The 17,934-nt window shown below is 34.6% G+C and carries 22 protein-coding genes, 1 tRNA gene and 3 pseudogenes; 5 read left to right on the plus strand and 21 right to left on the minus strand.

Annotation, left to right across the window (positions count from 1 at the left end):
• Window positions 1–345 precede the first annotated feature (345 nt).
• The 7 genes from DN394_RS07640 to DN394_RS07670 form a co-directional block, all read right to left on the minus strand.
• Window positions 346–1,191 carry an exonuclease gene (locus tag DN394_RS07640; protein WP_098092241.1) on the minus strand — a complete coding sequence of 282 codons (846 nt, stop codon included), beginning with the start codon at window positions 1,189–1,191 and terminating at the stop codon, window positions 346–348.
• A 192-nt stretch (window positions 1,192–1,383) separates the two neighbouring features.
• Window positions 1,384–1,584 carry a cold shock-like protein CspB gene (gene cspB / locus DN394_RS07645; RefSeq protein WP_001179147.1) on the minus strand — a complete coding sequence of 67 codons (201 nt, stop codon included), beginning with the start codon at window positions 1,582–1,584 and terminating at the stop codon, window positions 1,384–1,386.
• Window positions 1,585–1,800: 216 nt separating this feature from the next.
• Window positions 1,801–2,700 carry a WD40/YVTN/BNR-like repeat-containing protein gene (locus DN394_RS07650; protein ID WP_097917329.1) on the minus strand — a complete coding sequence of 300 codons (900 nt, stop codon included), beginning with the start codon at window positions 2,698–2,700 and terminating at the stop codon, window positions 1,801–1,803.
• 16 nt (window positions 2,701–2,716) lie between these two features.
• A complete protein-coding gene (locus tag DN394_RS07655; RefSeq protein WP_001062763.1) occupies window positions 2,717–3,160 on the minus strand; it encodes a flavodoxin in 444 nt (147 codons plus the stop codon).
• A 139-nt stretch (window positions 3,161–3,299) separates the two neighbouring features.
• On the minus strand, window positions 3,300–3,920 hold the full coding sequence (locus DN394_RS07660; RefSeq protein WP_000070936.1) for an acetate uptake transporter: 621 nt from the start codon (window positions 3,918–3,920) through the stop codon (window positions 3,300–3,302).
• 86 nt (window positions 3,921–4,006) lie between these two features.
• On the minus strand, window positions 4,007–4,402 hold the full coding sequence (locus tag DN394_RS07665; RefSeq protein WP_149293699.1) for an NUDIX hydrolase: 396 nt from the start codon (window positions 4,400–4,402) through the stop codon (window positions 4,007–4,009).
• The gene (locus DN394_RS07670; protein ID WP_088097247.1) at window positions 4,399–4,740 is read right to left on the minus strand and encodes an ASCH domain-containing protein; all 342 of its coding nucleotides are present in this window, start codon (window positions 4,738–4,740) and stop codon (window positions 4,399–4,401) included. The genes DN394_RS07665 and DN394_RS07670 overlap by 4 nt, the downstream gene beginning before the upstream one ends.
• A gap of 139 nt (window positions 4,741–4,879) precedes the next feature.
• Between DN394_RS07670 and DN394_RS07675 the strand changes: the two genes are divergently transcribed.
• Together DN394_RS07675 and DN394_RS07680 are read left to right on the plus strand one after the other, a co-directional pair.
• Entirely contained in the window at window positions 4,880–5,437 is a 558-nt protein-coding gene (locus DN394_RS07675) for a CatB-related O-acetyltransferase (RefSeq protein WP_000898179.1), read from the plus strand.
• An 80-nt stretch (window positions 5,438–5,517) separates the two neighbouring features.
• Window positions 5,518–6,624 (plus strand): annotated as a pseudogene (locus DN394_RS07680) (IS3 family transposase).
• A gap of 71 nt (window positions 6,625–6,695) precedes the next feature.
• Here DN394_RS07680 and DN394_RS07685 read toward each other — a convergent pair.
• The 12 genes and pseudogenes from DN394_RS07685 to DN394_RS07740 all read right to left on the minus strand — a co-directional run.
• Window positions 6,696–6,782, minus strand: a pseudogene (locus DN394_RS07685) (5-deoxy-glucuronate isomerase); the annotation flags it as partial.
• Window positions 6,783–6,795: 13 nt separating this feature from the next.
• Entirely contained in the window at window positions 6,796–7,035 is a 240-nt protein-coding gene (locus DN394_RS07690; protein ID WP_046957787.1) for a hypothetical protein, read from the minus strand.
• Window positions 7,035–7,271, minus strand: coding sequence for a hemolysin XhlA family protein (locus DN394_RS07695; RefSeq protein ID WP_000348873.1), 237 nt, complete (start codon window positions 7,269–7,271; stop codon window positions 7,035–7,037). Before DN394_RS07695 ends, DN394_RS07690 begins: the two co-directional genes overlap by 1 nt.
• Window positions 7,272–7,350: 79 nt before the next feature.
• On the minus strand, window positions 7,351–7,647 hold the full coding sequence (locus tag DN394_RS07700; protein ID WP_149293700.1) for a hypothetical protein: 297 nt from the start codon (window positions 7,645–7,647) through the stop codon (window positions 7,351–7,353).
• Between the two features lie 383 nt (window positions 7,648–8,030).
• Window positions 8,031–8,993: a M23 family metallopeptidase gene (locus DN394_RS07705; protein WP_149293701.1), complete on the minus strand. Its 963-nt coding sequence runs from the start codon at window positions 8,991–8,993 to the stop codon at window positions 8,031–8,033.
• A gap of 106 nt (window positions 8,994–9,099) precedes the next feature.
• Window positions 9,100–10,218: a lysozyme family protein gene (locus DN394_RS07710; RefSeq protein WP_149293702.1), complete on the minus strand. Its 1,119-nt coding sequence runs from the start codon at window positions 10,216–10,218 to the stop codon at window positions 9,100–9,102.
• Between the two features lie 398 nt (window positions 10,219–10,616).
• A complete protein-coding gene (locus DN394_RS07715; protein ID WP_046957784.1) occupies window positions 10,617–11,669 on the minus strand; it encodes a glycoside hydrolase family 25 protein in 1,053 nt (350 codons plus the stop codon).
• Window positions 11,670–11,801: 132 nt separating this feature from the next.
• Window positions 11,802–12,686: a M23 family metallopeptidase gene (locus DN394_RS07720; RefSeq protein ID WP_001051382.1), complete on the minus strand. Its 885-nt coding sequence runs from the start codon at window positions 12,684–12,686 to the stop codon at window positions 11,802–11,804.
• Window positions 12,687–12,951: 265 nt separating this feature from the next.
• Window positions 12,952–13,968 carry a lysozyme family protein gene (locus DN394_RS07725; RefSeq protein WP_149293703.1) on the minus strand — a complete coding sequence of 339 codons (1,017 nt, stop codon included), beginning with the start codon at window positions 13,966–13,968 and terminating at the stop codon, window positions 12,952–12,954.
• A 238-nt stretch (window positions 13,969–14,206) separates the two neighbouring features.
• On the minus strand, window positions 14,207–14,593 hold the full coding sequence (locus DN394_RS07730) for a hypothetical protein (RefSeq protein WP_000460739.1): 387 nt from the start codon (window positions 14,591–14,593) through the stop codon (window positions 14,207–14,209).
• Between the two features lie 100 nt (window positions 14,594–14,693).
• Window positions 14,694–15,596, minus strand: coding sequence for a DnaD domain-containing protein (locus tag DN394_RS07735; protein ID WP_046957782.1), 903 nt, complete (start codon window positions 15,594–15,596; stop codon window positions 14,694–14,696).
• Window positions 15,597–15,682: 86 nt separating this feature from the next.
• Window positions 15,683–15,919 carry a helix-turn-helix transcriptional regulator gene (locus DN394_RS07740; protein ID WP_000527104.1) on the minus strand — a complete coding sequence of 79 codons (237 nt, stop codon included), beginning with the start codon at window positions 15,917–15,919 and terminating at the stop codon, window positions 15,683–15,685.
• Between the two features lie 137 nt (window positions 15,920–16,056).
• Between DN394_RS07740 and DN394_RS07745 the strand changes: the two genes are divergently transcribed.
• Window positions 16,057–16,485 carry a helix-turn-helix domain-containing protein gene (locus DN394_RS07745; RefSeq protein ID WP_000579786.1) on the plus strand — a complete coding sequence of 143 codons (429 nt, stop codon included), beginning with the start codon at window positions 16,057–16,059 and terminating at the stop codon, window positions 16,483–16,485.
• A 22-nt stretch (window positions 16,486–16,507) separates the two neighbouring features.
• Complete coding sequence (locus tag DN394_RS07750) at window positions 16,508–16,936, plus strand: ImmA/IrrE family metallo-endopeptidase (protein WP_046957781.1); 429 nt, start codon at window positions 16,508–16,510, stop codon at window positions 16,934–16,936.
• Between the two features lie 75 nt (window positions 16,937–17,011).
• Here DN394_RS07750 and DN394_RS07755 read toward each other — a convergent pair.
• Together DN394_RS07755 and DN394_RS29345 are read right to left on the minus strand one after the other, a co-directional pair.
• Window positions 17,012–17,085 (minus strand) — tRNA-Ile (locus DN394_RS07755).
• A gap of 28 nt (window positions 17,086–17,113) precedes the next feature.
• Window positions 17,114–17,293 (minus strand): annotated as a pseudogene (locus DN394_RS29345) (M4 family metallopeptidase); the annotation flags it as partial.
• 410 nt (window positions 17,294–17,703) lie between these two features.
• Between DN394_RS29345 and DN394_RS29350 the strand changes: the two are divergent.
• Window positions 17,704–17,832: a hypothetical protein gene (locus tag DN394_RS29350; protein ID WP_000789922.1), complete on the plus strand. Its 129-nt coding sequence runs from the start codon at window positions 17,704–17,706 to the stop codon at window positions 17,830–17,832.
• Window positions 17,833–17,934: the final 102 nt, after the last annotated feature.

A 17,934-nucleotide genomic window follows, 5' to 3' on the forward strand; every position in this document is an offset into this window, starting at 1 on the left:
GATTTTAATCTTTAATACACCACGCTTTAAAGATATATTAAGCTTTTTCCAATTTTTCTTCTTTGCTATGAAAGGAAGTGTAACTACTGCTAATAGCGTGGTAAATATTATCCCAAAAACTAGAACTGTTACAATGTTAAAGATTACTTCCATTTAACTCTACCCTCTTTCATTTCTATGGGCTCTAATTTTATGAATGTATTTAAAAATTCTTACCACACCTTAATTTTCAAAGCAATTATAATGGCCCAATCACAACAAATCAATTCCTATTTAATATGAATACTTTATTCATCCATCAGTACAATGACGTTAAATTTATGTAGCTAGAAATAGAGGAGAATGTCATTTAACCTCTACATTCTCCTCCATCTCAGCCAAATACCTAATCTGCCTTTCCGCTTTTCTCACCGCCGTAGGAAAATGCTTTTTCAGAAGTGCTATTGTAGCTTCACTTATATAATATCTTTCCGTTATACTTTCCCACGTGTCACTATTTTCAAATGCACTCCAAACGAAAGGACGCTCTGTATTTTTTCTCATTTCTTTAAATACCCATTTTCGCATCTTTTTTTTCGCTTTTTCTGTTAGTTTTCCGTTCTCTACAAGTTCAAGCTCACCATGTCTTTTGTACCGTTTATAAATGTCTCTCTCGCTATATACTTTAAGAAGTATATTCGCTGTATTCTCAGCATCCGCTAAAGCTCGGTGCTGCTTCCCTTCCCACGTTAAACCGAGCTGTTCTACTGCAAATTGTAAACTTGGTGTATGCTCAAATAACTCTTCATACGCTTGGAAAACAAACTTCTGCAAATCAAATTTGCTCTCTTTTTCCATACATGGGCATTCTACACCGTATAACGTACAATCATGAGATAGAAAACGATAATCTTCTCTTCCCCATGAAACAAATACAGAGTCTTCTCCGATAAATTGAATAAATTTCTCTATAATTTGCGGGAATTTCTCCACACCAATTAAATCTTTCTTTGTAATTCCCGTTAATTTTGTCGTATGACGAGTGAGTTGTGCACTCGGCTTTACTAACTCCGAAAATTCTCCAATTACCTTCATTGTACTTGCTTCTATTTTTACAGCTCCGATATCAACTATCTCTGACGGATCTTCTGATTTATACGGCCTGAAATTTCTCTCTATATCGAACACAATAAAATGTGTAGCGTTTTCCAATTTATTTACCTCTTTCTAAATTCCTTTTCACACACATACTCTATTTTCAGTATTTATTTATTCATTCATGCACTTTATGCATGAAATACTTCGTCTAATCAACGAAAATTTAATCTCATTATTATATGTACATAGGAGGTTATTCAATAAAAATGCAAAAAAAAGAAGGGCAAGCCCTTCTTTTTTCCATAATTACTTCTTGTTAACGTTTGTAGCTTGAGGTCCACGGTTACCTTGTTCTACTTCGAAAGTAACTTCTTGACCTTCTTCTAAAGATTTGAAGCCGTCGCCTTGGATAGCTGAGAAATGAACGAATACGTCTTCTCCGCCTTCAACTTCGATGAAACCGAAACCTTTTTCTGCGTTAAACCATTTTACTTTACCGTTTTGCATTTAAAAAATCCTCCTACAATGTACCTATATGTACATATTAAATTTCAACCACTTTACAATAATACTTCAAACATTAAAAAACTGCAACCCCAGAGGAGATTTAACATTGCTATCCTCCTCGGAAGTTACAGCTCATTTAAATCTCTATATTATTAAAAGTAAAATGGTTTAAAGTAACTATATCATATCATTATAATAAAAGTAAAGTTTTTTTTGCTATATAATTTTTTTCTTCCACTGCATCGCTTTTGATTCACCTGATCCAGCTACAACATAACCCTCTTTTTGGTTAACGATGCGCCAGCCATGTCCTTTAACTAAGTCACATACTGTAACAAGTCCTTCTTCTAGAAGTACACGACAAACCGTACTAATCCCCGCCTTATTTTGCGTTGACGTTGTATATAGCACATGTTGATCTACACTCAAGGCTAAATAGCTACTTGCTTTCTGCTCACTTTGACATGTGTGCCAATATGTTTTTTCACTCTCAATACTTTCATCTATTTTACAAAAAGAAATATTCCCGCTAATCCCCTTGCACGATCCACTCGCTGCTACTATATAAGAATTGTGTACAGTCAACGCTGAGATCATCTGATTCATCACGATTTTAATCCGCTTTAATTTACGTGTCTCCAAATTAAAGAGCCAAACACCACCACATTTAGCATGTATTTTCGTACCGATAAATAAGTAATGTTTATATAAAAATAACGATCGAATAGATGGTGCCCCGCCACCATACTCAAGAAATGGATGAATGGTTTCCCATGTCGAACCAAAATCATTAGAATGATACAACGTTTTATCTCCATGAGCAATGACTGTTCCTTGTACATTACTACACACATTCCAACTCGTTGCTTTTGTTGGAAAACGCTGAACCGTCCAATTCTCTCCACCATTCATACTACGAATAAAAATCCCTTCGTCACCTACACCATACACTACATTATCTTCGCTATGTAAATCCCTAATTCGTTTTTGAAAACCATTTAATATTTGTTTCCATTCTCCGTCTCGTTCAATAAATAAGCCATTATATGTAGTAGCTAACATAAGTTTTCCATCTCTTAACTTTGTAATAGCGGTCGCACTTAACATTGTCTCCACGTTGACACTCCCATTCTTAGAACTTCTCAGCAAATGCAATTGCAAAATTACTGCATTTTTCAACATCCTCTTCATCTTCTGGAGCTAGTTCGATTTTCAATCCTTCTTGTACAAGCTCTGCACCGCGTTCTACAAGTCTTTCTTCAAATATCGTTACCGCTTCACAAAATAGTTCATACGCCGTATCACCTGATCCGAATACCGCTACTTTCTTCCCTGATAAATCTATATTTTCTAAGTCCTCATGGAAATCTTCCGCCTCAAACGGTAATTCACCATCGCCCCACGTATAAGATCCTAAAATGATTCCATCATAGGCTAATAATTCTTCAGCATCCATGCCTTCCATTTCTTGCAATACTACTTCATGATCAAAAGCATCTAAACTAACTTTGATTAAATCAGCAATACTCTCTGTATTTCCTGACATACTTGCATAAGCTATTAAAATTTTTGCCACTTCGGCATCCCCCTCTTACATTAAATGATTCTCATTCTCATTATATTAATAATGAGAATCAATTTCAATTATATTTTTTCATTTTTATTTATTCCATACAAAAAAGCACAGATGACTATACAATCACCTGTGCTTTTTATTACTTTTTAAAAATACCAAATGGCTTTCCAACTGGTAATACAACTTTACCGAAGTGTGTATTTAACACTGCTGCTGCTGAACCATAGAAAGATAATAATGAAATACATAGTTCAGAATACGCTGCTAAATTATGCATTGCATGCGGCATAACACCTAAAGTACTTAATGAAAGACCAATAAATAAGAAATCAATAAGGACGAAAATCATAAATAATACTTTATGTGTTTCCATTGCACCAATTGTCATAAAGATTGTGAAAATCAAATATCCAATAAAGGCTACACCCAGCTGTTTTGAATCTGCAGCTTGTGCTAATTTTTCGCCAAATACTCCAAGTTGAATTAACCAAGTCATTCCAACACCTAACCAAAATAGGCCGTAGGCACCGAATGCTGTTGTACCGAACGTATTGTTATGCTTTGCATCGTGAATGCACGCAAAGATTTGTGCAAATCCTCCTAAAAAGATTGCCCACGGTAATACAAGTGAAACGCCATCTGTTAAGCCTAACTTTTGAGATGATGCTACAAGTGTTACCATCGCTAATCCAAATAGACCAATTCCAGATGGATCTGCTGTTGTCATTTTCACATGATGTGTAGTAGTTTGATTGCTCATATAAACCTCCTGATTATAAACATACTCGAATACAATACTTAAATCAGAAGACTATGTCAATGGTTTTTTTTGTATGTTGTCAGACCTTACTTTTTATAATGATTGAATATACTTCCGACCACTTCATACGGTTTTATATTCACTTTTTCCAACTCGTGCATCGGCAACCATAACGGAATATAACTCCCTCTATCTTTCAGTTTGAATTCTTCAGCTTTACCACTTCCGAAAACTCCATCTATAATATGGGCATTAAAATAATACTCCGTACCTTTATACTCCACCTTTGCAATCAGATGCTCCACTTTTATATGTACCCCTAATTCTTCATAAATTTCTCGCTTCGTTGCTTCTTCAGCTGTTTCTCCTTCTTCAATTCCTCCGCCTGGTAAAACATAATATGTTTCCCCTTCTCGAATACGTTTTATAAGAGCAATTTTCCCTTCCTGTACAATGATAGCCCCGCCCCGATTTCTTATCATTTTATTACCTCAATACGAATCGCAACTGTTCCCCACTTTTTTTCTTGTTCTTTCGTATATATTTTGTATGTACTTTCTAGCATTTCCTCTAAACTATCATTTTCACAATCCAATAATTTTTTATCAATTTGTTCGTACATCGCTTTAAAGCTTTCGTATCGTTTTATTTCCGTTACTTTTACAGTCATCATTTCCTCTGTCGTAAGGTTCGTAAATACAATATGATCGCCTTGTTTTATAAGTTGACGTTTTGCATCGTATAAACGTACTTCATATACTTTTTTTCCTAATTGAATTGATTGAAAAGGTTTATTATATAATCCCATTTCGTATATCATTCATTCCACTCCTTTTTATGCATTGCGCCTACTACTATTTTTGTGCATTACCAATTCATACAACACAGTTCGACTTATTCTAAGTTGCATATAATGTTGCATATCCATTACTTGCTTTAGAGAGGATGCTAAATTTGTTATGTTATTTTTAAATCAAAAACCTGAATATAATAAATATGATATTGGTGATTATACTTATAGTAAAGTAGGTCCAACCATTTTTTCTTGGAATGATGAAACAAAATTAAAAATAGGTAAGTTTTGTTCATTAGGAGAAGAAGTCGTTTTTATACTTGGCGGTGAACATCGCGCAGACTGGATAACAACATACCCATTTAATGCATTTTTTAATGAAGGAGCACATATTACTGGTCATCCTTCTTCAAAAGGTGACATCGTAGTCGGCAACGATGTATGGATTGGTTATCAATCCTGCATTTTATCTGGTGTTACAATTGGTAACGGAGCCATTATTGGGGCAAAGAGTGTTGTTACAAAAGACGTACCTCCATATGCAATTGTAGCTGGTAATCCTGCAAAATTTGTTCGATATCGTTTCCCGCAAGAAACGATTGACAAGCTAGAAAATCTCGCATGGTGGGATTGGGATATTTCTGTTATAAAAGGAGCCATTCCATTTCTACTTTCCAACAAAATCAACGAGTTTTTTACCTCACCCGAAAATGAATCTATGTGATTAATACAAAAAGAGCATCTTATTCTGAACTGCACCCCAATTGTTAGACACAGTCTAACAATTGGAGGTGCAGTTTTTCTATGGCTAAATTTACAGCTGATGAAAAAATACAAATCGTTCTACGGTATTGGAACGGAAATGAAAGTTATCGAAAAATAGGTAGAGCGATCGGTATAAGTAACACAATTATTTTGAATTGGGTAAATCAGTATAAACAGAATGGTGTGGAAGCTTTTCTAAAACGTTGTACAAATTACACACGACAATTTAAACTAGACGTACTAAACTTTATGATTGAAAACGGTATGTCCTTATTTGAGACGGCAGCTATTTTTAACATTCCTGCCCCTTCAACGATTTCTGTTTGGAAAATCACGAGACCAGACAAAGCGCAAGTAGTCTATGAATTAAGGCATAAATATTCGGTGAAGGCACTCGTGGAGCTAGCTAATATTCCACGAAGCACGTATTATAATTTAGTAAAGAAAATGAATCGTCCAGATGTAGATGCCGATTTGAAAGCTGAGATGAAAGCGATTTATGAGGAAAATGAAGGTCGTTATGGTTACCGTCGCATTCGTGATGAATTAACGAATCGTGGTCAGAAAGTGAATCACAAAAAGGTTCAACGCATTATGAAAGAGCTTGGATTAAAGTGTGTTGTGCATATGAAGAAATATAAATCCTATAAAGGAAAAGTCGGTAGAATTGCACCTAATATTTTAGAGCGTAATTTTTATACAGATGCACCGAATCAAAAATAGGTAACGGACATCACAGAGTTTACATTGTTTGGAGAGAAACTGTATGTATCACCTGTATTAGACTTGTATAATGGTGAAATTATTACCTATACAATTGGTTCTAGACCGACGTATTCACTTGTTTCAAAGATGTTAGAGAATGCATTAGAACATTTGCCTGAAAATCACCAACTACTGATGGACTCTGATCAAGAATGACATTATCAAATGAGACAATACGTCCGTACACTTGAATCAAGAGCTATTGTACAGAGCATGTCTCGAAAAGGTAACTGTTACGACAACGCAGTAATAGAGAATTTCTTCAGAATTATGAAGTCGGAGTTCCTCTACATAAAAGAATTTGAAAGTGTAGAGCATTTTAAAATAGAATTAGAAAAATATAGAGATTATTATAATACAAAACGGATTAAGGCAGCTTGATAAAATAACCGTGTCTAACTTTTAGGGGTCACTTCATCACTATAAATAGGAGTGCTCGTTTTTATTTTCGTCTATTCCTTTTCGGGCCAAATTTTCGCGTTTGGTTCTAATAACCACTTGTGTTCTTCTTCCATGATACGATCATTCCATGGGTTAATTTGGATTTCTTTTTCATTTCCTATTGTTATCCTTTTTTATAATTTTCGTATGGTCAAACAATCCACTTGCTGACAATCCGATAATCATTCCTTGAAATATATTCATTTTGATATCTTGAGACAAAAATAAAACACCCAGTATAATGCCAAGCGTCAAATTAAATATCGGAATATATTTTGTTTGCAATCCATTTGTTTTAGCAATTTGCGATAACCCTATAACAGCCCCAATCATTGCCGTAATTTCAATCATTACATACCGCCACCTTTCAAGAGGAAGGTCAGAGCTGCTCCAATTATTCCACCAATAATAAGGCGTAATATCCATGTTGTATTTGCACTAATCTTATCTAATTGCTTATTAATATTAATAATGTCTTTTTCATTACCTGCTGTCCTCATTTCTAGACCTCTAATCTCTAGTCGTATATCTTTAATATCTTGTCTTATTTCCTGAACATCACCTTTCATCTCTTGCAAACCATCCATTATTTCCACCTCTCTCCTACTTCGTATTTAATTAAAAAATTAAAAATCTTAATATGCATATACTTGTCTTTTCATCTCATTATTTAATCCCTTCTGGTTTAACGTCCACCTCAATTTGTCCCTCAATAATATCCTCGGTAATTACTTTTGTAGGAGCCTCTGTTGCTGGGTTTCCCGTTTTTACAATGGAAACAGTAATTGGACTTCCTCTAAACAGCTCCACGTTGACGTTAAAATTGCTAGCGGTAATAATCCCAGCATTCACTAAATTATCCACAACGTCATCAATTTCCATAAATTTATTGTCATCACTTGGCATGATTTGATTTAGAATTTGGTTCTGAAATTGATTTTCCTCTGGATGTGTATTTGTCATATCTTCCTCTCCCGTTTTAATTTTGTTTATTGATTTTCTAACAATCTCATTTAGTACGTAAATTTTGCTATGTAGTTTGAAAAATAATATCTTAATTTAATTAAAGGAGTAATATTTACTCTCCGATCCGAAAGAATATTCAGATATTTAATGAGTGCAGTATTTAACAGAAAAACTACCAATTCGGATCACTTACGTCGTAACCTAATATCAAAAATATGTTTCTAGTAAACATATACTATTTCTAAAACACAACGTAGATTGTATACACTTAGTTCAGCTACACTAAAAACAAACAATTTGTGAATTTAAATCTTCTAATTATAAATTTTAATCCCTGTCTATTAGACAGGGATTAGTAGAATAAGAATCCGGCTTTTTATTTAATTAAATACTCCATTATTCGCACATCGTTGTAGAATGTGCACTAAAATTTCCTCTGTCACTTTTCCATGTGGATGTGAGTTCTCATCAATAGTTCCTCTTTCTAATCCCCATTTCCATGCATCTCTCGCCCATTCTGATGGCTCTCCATTTTGGTAGCTCACATTAGAGGCGATTGACACTGTACTTCTAGTATCTGAGAATACTTTGTTATTGTATATACGTTGCAGCATGTGTACCAGGATTTCTTCCGTCACTTCTCCATGTGGATGAGAATTTCCATCTACAATTCCTTTTTCTAGTCCCCATTTCCATGCATCTCTCGCCCATTCCGATGGTTGCCCATTTCTATAACTTGTATCAATAGAAACCGATACTACGCTTCCAGTACCTAAGAATACTTTGTTATTGTATACACGCTGTAACATGTGTACTAAAATTTCTTCTAAAACTGTTCCATGCGGATGAGAATTTCCATCTACAATTCCTTTTTCTAATCCCCATTTCCATGCATCTTTTGCCCAATCCGATGGCTCTTTATTTTCAGAAGGATCAGGTCCTTTTCCTAAATGGTCTAATGGGTTCACAGCATTACTCTTATTAATATTCCAGCCGCCTTTATGCAGTTCAAAATGTAAGTGTTGGCCACTAGAATCCCCAGTGTTCCCCATAACTCCAATAGTTTGTCCTTGGGTAACATAATCTCCTACGTTCACCGTTCGAGAACCACTACGCATATGAGCGTATACAGTCTCCCATGTAACTCCATCAATAGTATGCACGATCATAATACATTCACCGTAACTAGATGAAAAATACGAGCGACTAACTTTTCCATTAGCCGCTGCATAAATCGGATGATACCCTGCTTCAGCAAGGTCTATCCCATGGTGATTTGGTCTGCTGCCTCTAAAACCACTTGTTACTCTCGTTGTATCTGTTGGATAAATAAACTTTGCCATACTAATCTTCCTTTCTTTTTTGCACAGTATAATCAAGGTACTTAAATGAGTACCTTCGTTTACTTTTTTATTTGACAAGAATCTTTATAATATGAAAGTCTTATAATTACTTAAATACCCCATTATTTGTACATCGTTGTAGTATGTGTACTAAAATTTCCTCTGTTACTTTTCCATGTGGATGTGAATTCCCATCTATAATTCCTTTTTCTAATCCCCATTTCCATGCATCTCTCGCCCATTCTGATGGCTCTCCATTTTGATAACTTACATTAGTGACAAATGCTCCTGAGCTTCCAGTACCTGAGAATACTTTGTTGTTGTATACACGTTGCAACATGTGTACCAGAATTTCTTCTGTCACTTCTCCATGTGGATGTGCATTTCCATCTACAATCCCTTTTTCTAGACCCCACTTCCATGCGTCTCTCGCCCATTCTGACGGTTCTCCATTCCGGTAACTTGTATCAATAGCGAAGGATACTGCACTTCCAGTACCTAAAAATACTTTGTTGTTGTATGCACGTTGTAACATGTGTACCAAAATTTCTTCTACTACCGTTCCATGTGGATGTGAATTCCCATCTACAATTCCTTTTTCTAATCCCCACTTCCATGCACTTCTCGCCCACTCTGATGGTTCTTTATTTTCAGAAGGATTAGTTCCCCCATCAAAATCAACATATTGCTTAACAATTTCAGCGTAGAAGAAATTCCCTCCGTTTTTATATCGGTAGCCACCATTGTATGCCACAGCAATTGGATTACTATATCGAACCATGGCACCTGTTGTATTTCCAAGTGATGGTGCAACAACCGTTTTAGAATACAGATCCGCCACCGGTAATGAATGTTGTTTCTTGTTTGAAGCTAACCAGCGAAGGTAAGCTCGTCCAAAATTATATGATTGAACAATGGCACTTAAATCTGTAATACCATTTTTTTTCGCATCATCAAAAGCTCCTTTTAGATGCTTTACTCCATAATAAATTGAATCTTTAGGATTTTTAATTGTATTCATTGGCCACCCTTGTGATTCACTTGATTGCATAATATCAGGTGTTTTTTCAGAATTCCCGTCACTTTCCACCATAATGATTCCAAGTACGTAAGGAATTAACTCAGGTACTCCTTGTGCAGAACATTCACTTTCTACCATTGATTGCCAACGTAACACTTGTTGTGGCAAATTCTTTGTTTTAACTGAAGTAGCTAATATACTCATTACTAAACATCTCCTTATTTTCCCATTATGCTTGCCTAAAAAACTACTACCATATTAAATATGACTATCAGCCAAATACCCATTAATCTATAAAATTACTTCATGTTGCTCACCTTCTTTCACAACAAAAAGAGCAACCATAAAATAGCTGCTCTTTCGTCGAAATCTTATATTACTACTATAAATCACTTTTTCAATACTTTCTGTACACTGCATGTAGCCTACAAAAAGGTAACATTAATACCCATTTGAAAATTTGACAATCTTTCTTATTTCAGCATGTTTTCGTCAGATGTACCCTGTACTATAATGCAACTCAAACACTACTTGTTCTAAAACTATCCTATCGATATGTTTCATCTTTTTTAGTTTTACTTTAATACAAATAATTTTTTTAATTAGCGAATCCAACGAATGATTTTTTCATCAAATTCTACCCAACCTTTATCTTTAATGTAAATCCAATTGTTATCCCTAAACTCAATTACCCATTGTCCTACACTTACTCGATCACGTATACCACTGTTGTAATTCGCATGATGGTAACACTCTAATCCTTCCCATTCATTCCAAATGACACCTTTACTCCTACCATCTTTTTCGATACGCATTGCTGTTTCAGGAACCCAGTTGTCATTGGCGATTTTAAACCAAAATCTTTTCCCATCCCATGCACTCTCTAAATATACATGGCCACTGCCAAGAGGAAGCTTTCCTACTACTTCCGCAAGATCATTTGGTTCTTTATATACCCAATACTGTCGCTCTACACATTGTAACCAACCTAAGTTATTGGTTAACCAATCTGGTGGTAATGATACATTCTTTCGGGTGTCTACATCTGTAGGATCAGGATTATTTGAATTAGAGCCCTTTCCTATAAACCATTCAATAGTTTTATTTCCTACTAAGTAATTTAAGTCTACATTACCAGTAATTCCTGCAACGCTACCAGTTTCAGTATATTGCCATAGATCACAGCTATATGCAGGTTTACTGCCACCATAACGAGGAATCCATAAGAAATCTGCACTCACACTATTTAGTCCATAACTTGTATACATGTGATGTGACACGTATAATCCAACTTTCCAGCCCGCTGCACGACATGTATCAATGAAGGCCTGGGATGCTTTTGCTAAGTTAGTGGGTCCACAACTAGCAAGTGTGTCATCTTCTACATCCAATACAAGGAATTTTGCATCCTTGTCTGCACGATTCATAAAATCTCTTGCTTCTACAATAGCGTCTTGGACACTTATATAACATCCATAAGCATAATGACCAAATGGAACTCCATATGCTTTACAACCTTGGACATATTCTTTATATTTTGAATCAACCTTATTAGATCCATATTGTACACGAATAATAGCCAGCTCCAAATCATTACTCGCTTCAGCCCAATTTATATTTCCATTATGATAAGATATATCTGCTATTTTCTTCATTTATATATGCTCCTTTGTTAATCATTGATAGAAATCCTTTTTCTAGCTACATTGTTATTTAGCTTGTGATTCTAATTAATAAAAAATAAAGAAGAGTCGCTCCATAAGGACCTACTCTTCTTTTTAACAAATCTATCGAATCCAACGAATAATTTTTTCGTCAAACTCTACCCAGCCTTTATCTGTAATATAAATCCAGTTGTTATCTCTAAACTCAATTACCCATTGGCCTACACTTACTCGATCGCGTATACCACTGTTGTAATTTGCGTGATGGTAACATTCTAGCCCATCCCATTCATTCCAAATGACACCTTTACTTCTACCATCTTTTTCTATACGCATTACTGTTTCAGGAACCCAGTTATCATTGGCAATTTTAAACCAAAATCTTTTCCCATCCCATGCAGTCTCTAAATACACATGCCCACTGCCAAGAGGAATCTTTCCTACTACTTCCGCAAGTTCATTTGGTTCTTTATACACCCAAGATTGTCGCTCTACACATTGTAACCAACCTAAGTTATTAGTTAACCAATCAGAAGGTAGCGTCACGTTTTTACGTGTATCTACATCAGTAGGATCAGAACCATTTCCAGTGTTACCACCGTCTCCTTTTCCCAGATAGTCTAACGGATTCACAGCATTACTCTTATTAATATCCCAGCCACCTTTATGCATTTCAAAATGCAAGTGTTGGCCACTAGAATCTCCAGTGTTCCCCATAACTCCAATAGTTTGTCCTTGTGTAACATAATCCCCTACATTCACCGTTCGAGAACCACTACGCATATGAGCATATACAGTTTCCCATTTGACCCCATCAATATTATTCACAATCATAATACATTCACCATAACTAGATGAATAATAAGAGCGACTAACTTGTCCACTAGCCGCTGCATAAATCGGATGATAACCTGGTTCTGCAAGGTCTACCCCATGATGATCTGGTCTGCTGCCTCTAAAACCACTTGTTACCCTTGTTGTATCTGTTGGATAAATAAATTTTGCCATATTAATCTTCCTTTCTATTTTTCACACCATATAAAAAAGGTACTTACATAAGCACCTTGATTTACTATTTATATATTTTTGGCCTATATACTAATTTTTCATACCATAAGATTGATAGAAAAAAGTTCTCCGTCGTTACCTTACATCAAGATTTCCTTTAACCATGTATTGTTTTCAAAATATAATGTATGTTTAACACATCCAGATATACTTTAGTTTTCTCAGGTGACTTTTGTGAAGTACTTCAATAAGAGCACTATCTTTTTTAGCGAATCCAACGAATGATTTTTTCGTCAAACTCTACCCACCCTTTATCTGTAATGTAAATCCAGTTGTTATCCCTAAACTCAATTACCCATTGACCTACACCTACTCGATCGCGTATACCACTGTTGTAATTTGCGTGATGGTAACATTCTAGCCCATCCCATTCATTCCAAATGACACCTTTACTTCTACCATCTTTTTCAATACGCATTACTGTTTCAGGAACCCAGTTATCATTGGCAATTTTAAACCAAAATCTTTTCCCATCCCATGCAGTCTCTAAATACACATGCCCACTGCCAAGAGGAATCTTTCCTACTACTTCCGCAAGTTCATTTGGTTCTTTATACACCCAAGATTGTCGCTCTACACATTGTAACCAACCTAAGTTATTAGTTAACCAATCAGAAGGTAGCGTCACGTTTTTACGCGTATCTACATCAGTAGGATCAACTCCTCCGACAAAATCTACGTACTGTTTAACAATTTCAGCATAGAAGAAATTTCCACCATTTTTATATTTATAGCCACCATTGTATGCCACAGCGATAGGATGACTATATCGAATCATTGCGCCAGTGCTATTTCCAAGAGATGGCGCAACAACAGTTTTAGAATACTGTTCTGCCACCTGCAGTGAATGCTGTTTATTGTTAGAGGCTAACCAACGGATGTAAAAACGCCCAAAATTATATGCTTGAACAATTGCACTTAAATCTGTAATACCATATTTTTTTGCATCTGCAAAAGCTCCTATTAAGTGCATTACCCCGTAATGAATTGACTCCTTAGGATTGTCAATTGAATTCATCGGTCTCCCTTGAGATTCACTTGACTGCATAATATCGGGCGTCTGTTCAGCATTACCATCACTTTCCACCATAATAATTCCTAATACATAAGGTACTAACTCAGGTACCCCTTGTGCATTACATTCATTTTCTACCATTGTCTGCCATCGGAGGACCCGTTGCGGCAAATTCTTTGTCTTAACTAACGCAGCTAACATACCCATTACTAAACATCTCCTTATTTCCCTATTATTTTTGGACCAAACACTACTATTTTACTAAGTACTTTTAACTTCTAAATACCTATTAACCTATTGAATTACTCCATAGTACTTCGCTTCTTTCACAACAAAAAGAGCAACCATAAAAATAGTTGCTCTTTCGTCGAAATCTTATATTACTACTATAAATCAATTTTTCAATACTTTCTGTACACCGCATGTAGCCTACAAAAAGGTAACATTAATACCCATCTAAAAACTTGACAATCTTTCTTATTTCAGCGTGTTTTCGTCGGATATATCCTGTACTATAATGCAAGTCAAACGCTATTTGTTCTAAGGTCATTCCATCAACATACTTCATTTTGAGTATTTGATGATCTAGTCCTGTAAACTTATTAATTAAAATCTTTAAATTGAACACTTCATTCATCTTATGTCCTAATTCATATTCAATAGCTTCAATCCGGTCTTCTACTTTAGCCCCTTCCGATTCAGCGGTTAATCGTACATTTTGCAAATCACCACTAATCCAGCGCTTTAATTCCGCTTTTGATTTGTCTAAGTTATATTCTAAATATGTAATTTCTTCTTCTAGTTTCTGATAATCTTTCAGCCAGTCAAACATACAATAATCCCCCTACTTTTCTTTATTTAAATTCTGCTTTTATTGATGTAACCAAAGATAAACTAACCTTAATAATCAATTTAATCGGAAAAACGGATATTTATTGTGATTTGTATTTTCTTAATAAAGCTTTTAACCTCTCACGCTCTTCTTCAATCGTTACCTCATTAATATGTCTATGTTGTTCTCCTGAGTCTTCATCTTCCTTTTGATGTAACCATCCTGGTACCATTTCATTTCGTTTTGTGTATCCTGAACCAGATTGTTTTTTATTTTTACTAAGATCAAACTGTTCATCTAGTACAGCTACGTCATTTCGTGTTTTTACTTTTTTTGTTTCCCACTTTTTGAGAATCCCACGTACATATCTCCATTTCGGTACATTTTCATCAAGAGATCTATTTACTGCTTCAAGAATCAATTCACTTCCCAATACTCCACAAAATTCACCAAGCTCTGCGATAGCTATTTTACTTAACGAAATACCATTTTTCAGCAAATAGCTATAAGCTATTTTAAAATCTTCATCCATCAATCTTTGTGATAGTGATTTATCTTGATTATCATGATGATAATTTGTATTTGGTATATCCGTATTTAGTTCTTTAGTACTTTGTATATCAGTATTTAGTAGCTTGCGGTTTTCCACCGTTAGGTTCCCAGCAACAGGATTATCAACAGGTGGATTTTCCACTGGTGGAAAATCCTCCAATGGGATTTCGTAAATAATAGTCTCCCACCTAACAATTTTGTTTTTTACATCTTTAATAGGAAATCTCTTAATATATCCGTACTCTTTTAATTCTTGCATTCCAGCTCTTAAGCTATTAATACCATCTTTTGCGTGCTGCGATAATTCTTCCCTATAAAACACCCAATCATCTGGAAGTGTAAGTATGTATGCTAATATCCCCTTCGCCTTCCAAGAAAGCCTTTTATCTTTTAAACCTGTATTATTAATAACGGAATAATTATTATCCTTTTTAACTCTAAAAATCCCCATAATATCTACCTCTCCACTATTGTTAAGATCAAATACCTACATTCGAGATTCTGTACTCACTATCAATAACTTCCCCATGATGAAACCTACTTTTTATTCCTTTCAAACCAACACGACATTAAAAAGAACTTTAAGTTCGATTTATTACTAAAAAAAAGAGCATCTATACTCATATCAAAATACTTAGCAATCTTCTTAGCTGTTCCCATTGATGGAGTTCTTTCTTTTTGATCAATCATTCGAATATACCGTTCAGTCACTCCACAATAATGTGCAATTTCTTTATATAAATTCTTTTGCGGATCGTACATTTTATTTCCCATTATCACACCTCCGAAAGAACAATTAGTTCTAAATACAGATTACAGAACTAATTGTTCTGTGTCAATGCAAAAAAGAACAATTTGTGCTAAAATAAATTCAAAAGAGAACAATTAGTTCAATTAGAGAGGTGAACAATGTGATAGGACTTAGAATAAAATCCTTACGAAAAAAAGAAAATTTAACACAAAAACAACTAGCTGAAAAAATTGGAGTATCCCAAAGAATGATAGGTTACTACGAATCAGAAGAAAGATTCCCTCCACATGATGTTCTAACTAAATTAGCTGATTGCTTTTCGGTTTCAGCTGACTATTTACTAGGACGAGATGTTACGGACGAAACAAAGAAGCAATTAACGCCAAAAGATGAGAAAGACATAGCAAAAAGAATGGAAGAAATAAAGAAAGACCTTCAAGGAGAAGATGGCTTAATGTTCTCTGGTGAACCTATGAGTCAAGAAGCTGTAGAATCACTATTAGATGCAATGGATTACATTGTAAAACAAACGAAAGTAATTAATAAAAAATACGTGCCTAAGAAATATCGTAATCCAGACGATAACTGATGCGAGCTTAGGAGGGAATACATTGAAATTCGTCATTAGAGATCTAGTCCAACAACTTAGCACCAAATACAACACGACAAACCCCTATGAGCTTGCAGATTACTTAAAAATACATATATTAACATGGGATTTACATGAAGAAATAAATGGTTTTTATAAATATGAAAAAAGAAATCGTTTCATTGTCATTAATACTAATTTGTCTCCATCTATGCAAAGAACTGTTTGTGCTCATGAATTAGGACATGCAGTCCTACATACTCATGCAAATACACCTTTTCTGCGTAAGAATACATTCTTTTCCGTTGACAAATTAGAGATAGAAGCAAATACGTTTGCTGCGCTTTTGTTAATTGACAAAAAGACCATTCAGCCTGGTGATACAAAAGCATGTATAGCATACAAAAATAATATTCCAGTTGAACTCTTAGAATTTTATAAACCTTGCTAAAGGAAAAAAGACATTTTATTTATTAAAAACAAGGAGAAAGCCCCCATTTGAGTGCTTTCTCCTTGTTTTTATAAGTGGACCTTGTAGGAATCGAACCTACGACCGAACGGTTATGAGCCGTTTGCTCTAACCAGCTGAGCTAAAGATCCAGAGCATAAATTTTACTTTATAGGACGTATTCACATATACTACTTCTTTGATCTCAGGTTCCTCAACAAATTTAAGATCGTTCCCGTATAGATTAAAAATCTGGTTCTTTGCATCCTCTTTTGATAGAGTACTAGACTGATTTAAGTCTCCCTGTTGCTGTAAATCTTGAGCACTATTTCCTGAAATACTCGTAAGTACACCTTCATCAAAATTATTAAGTACTCTTAATATGTTTAAGTTAAAAACAAATCAAGCTATTTATAGCGTAACAAAACATTGAACTCAAGTCATTGAATTTGTATTTCTATATAATAATTGAGTTGCTTATGATATTGAAATTAAATTATTATAGTTATGTTTCAAAAGAATTGGACAAACTAATTCTTAAACTAAATACGGTAAAAGTAGAGGCTTATTTCAATTGCCTAATAGCTTCTTTCCTAAGATCTGTTTCTATATGCTATACTGACTCTTAATTACTTGTAGAAGAAATGATAAAAATAAAGGTTTTTTTATCTATTATTTTGTTTAGTTCTCCTTCAATTAAGTATCTTTCTTTACATTATATTCTATATTGTAAATATAATGATATAAATAATGCCAAGGAGGTTTACAACATGAAAAACATAATGGAACTCCTCAACAATCCATATATTAAATATCCATTAATTGTGATTTCAGCTATAGCTATAATAAAAACAGGTTATGATTTAGGTTCCTTTATTAAAAAATTAAAATATTTTTAAACTTTAAAAATCAATTGACTTTTTTAACAATAGATCCATCGCTTTAAATGATATAGAAAAAGCACTACGGATTAAGGCAAAATTAAAAATGAGCCCGGTACA

The sequence above is a fragment of the Bacillus sp. BB081 genome (assembly GCF_008368895.1).
GTDB classification, from domain to species: Bacteria; Bacillota; Bacilli; order Bacillales; family Bacillaceae_G; genus Bacillus_A; species Bacillus_A wiedmannii.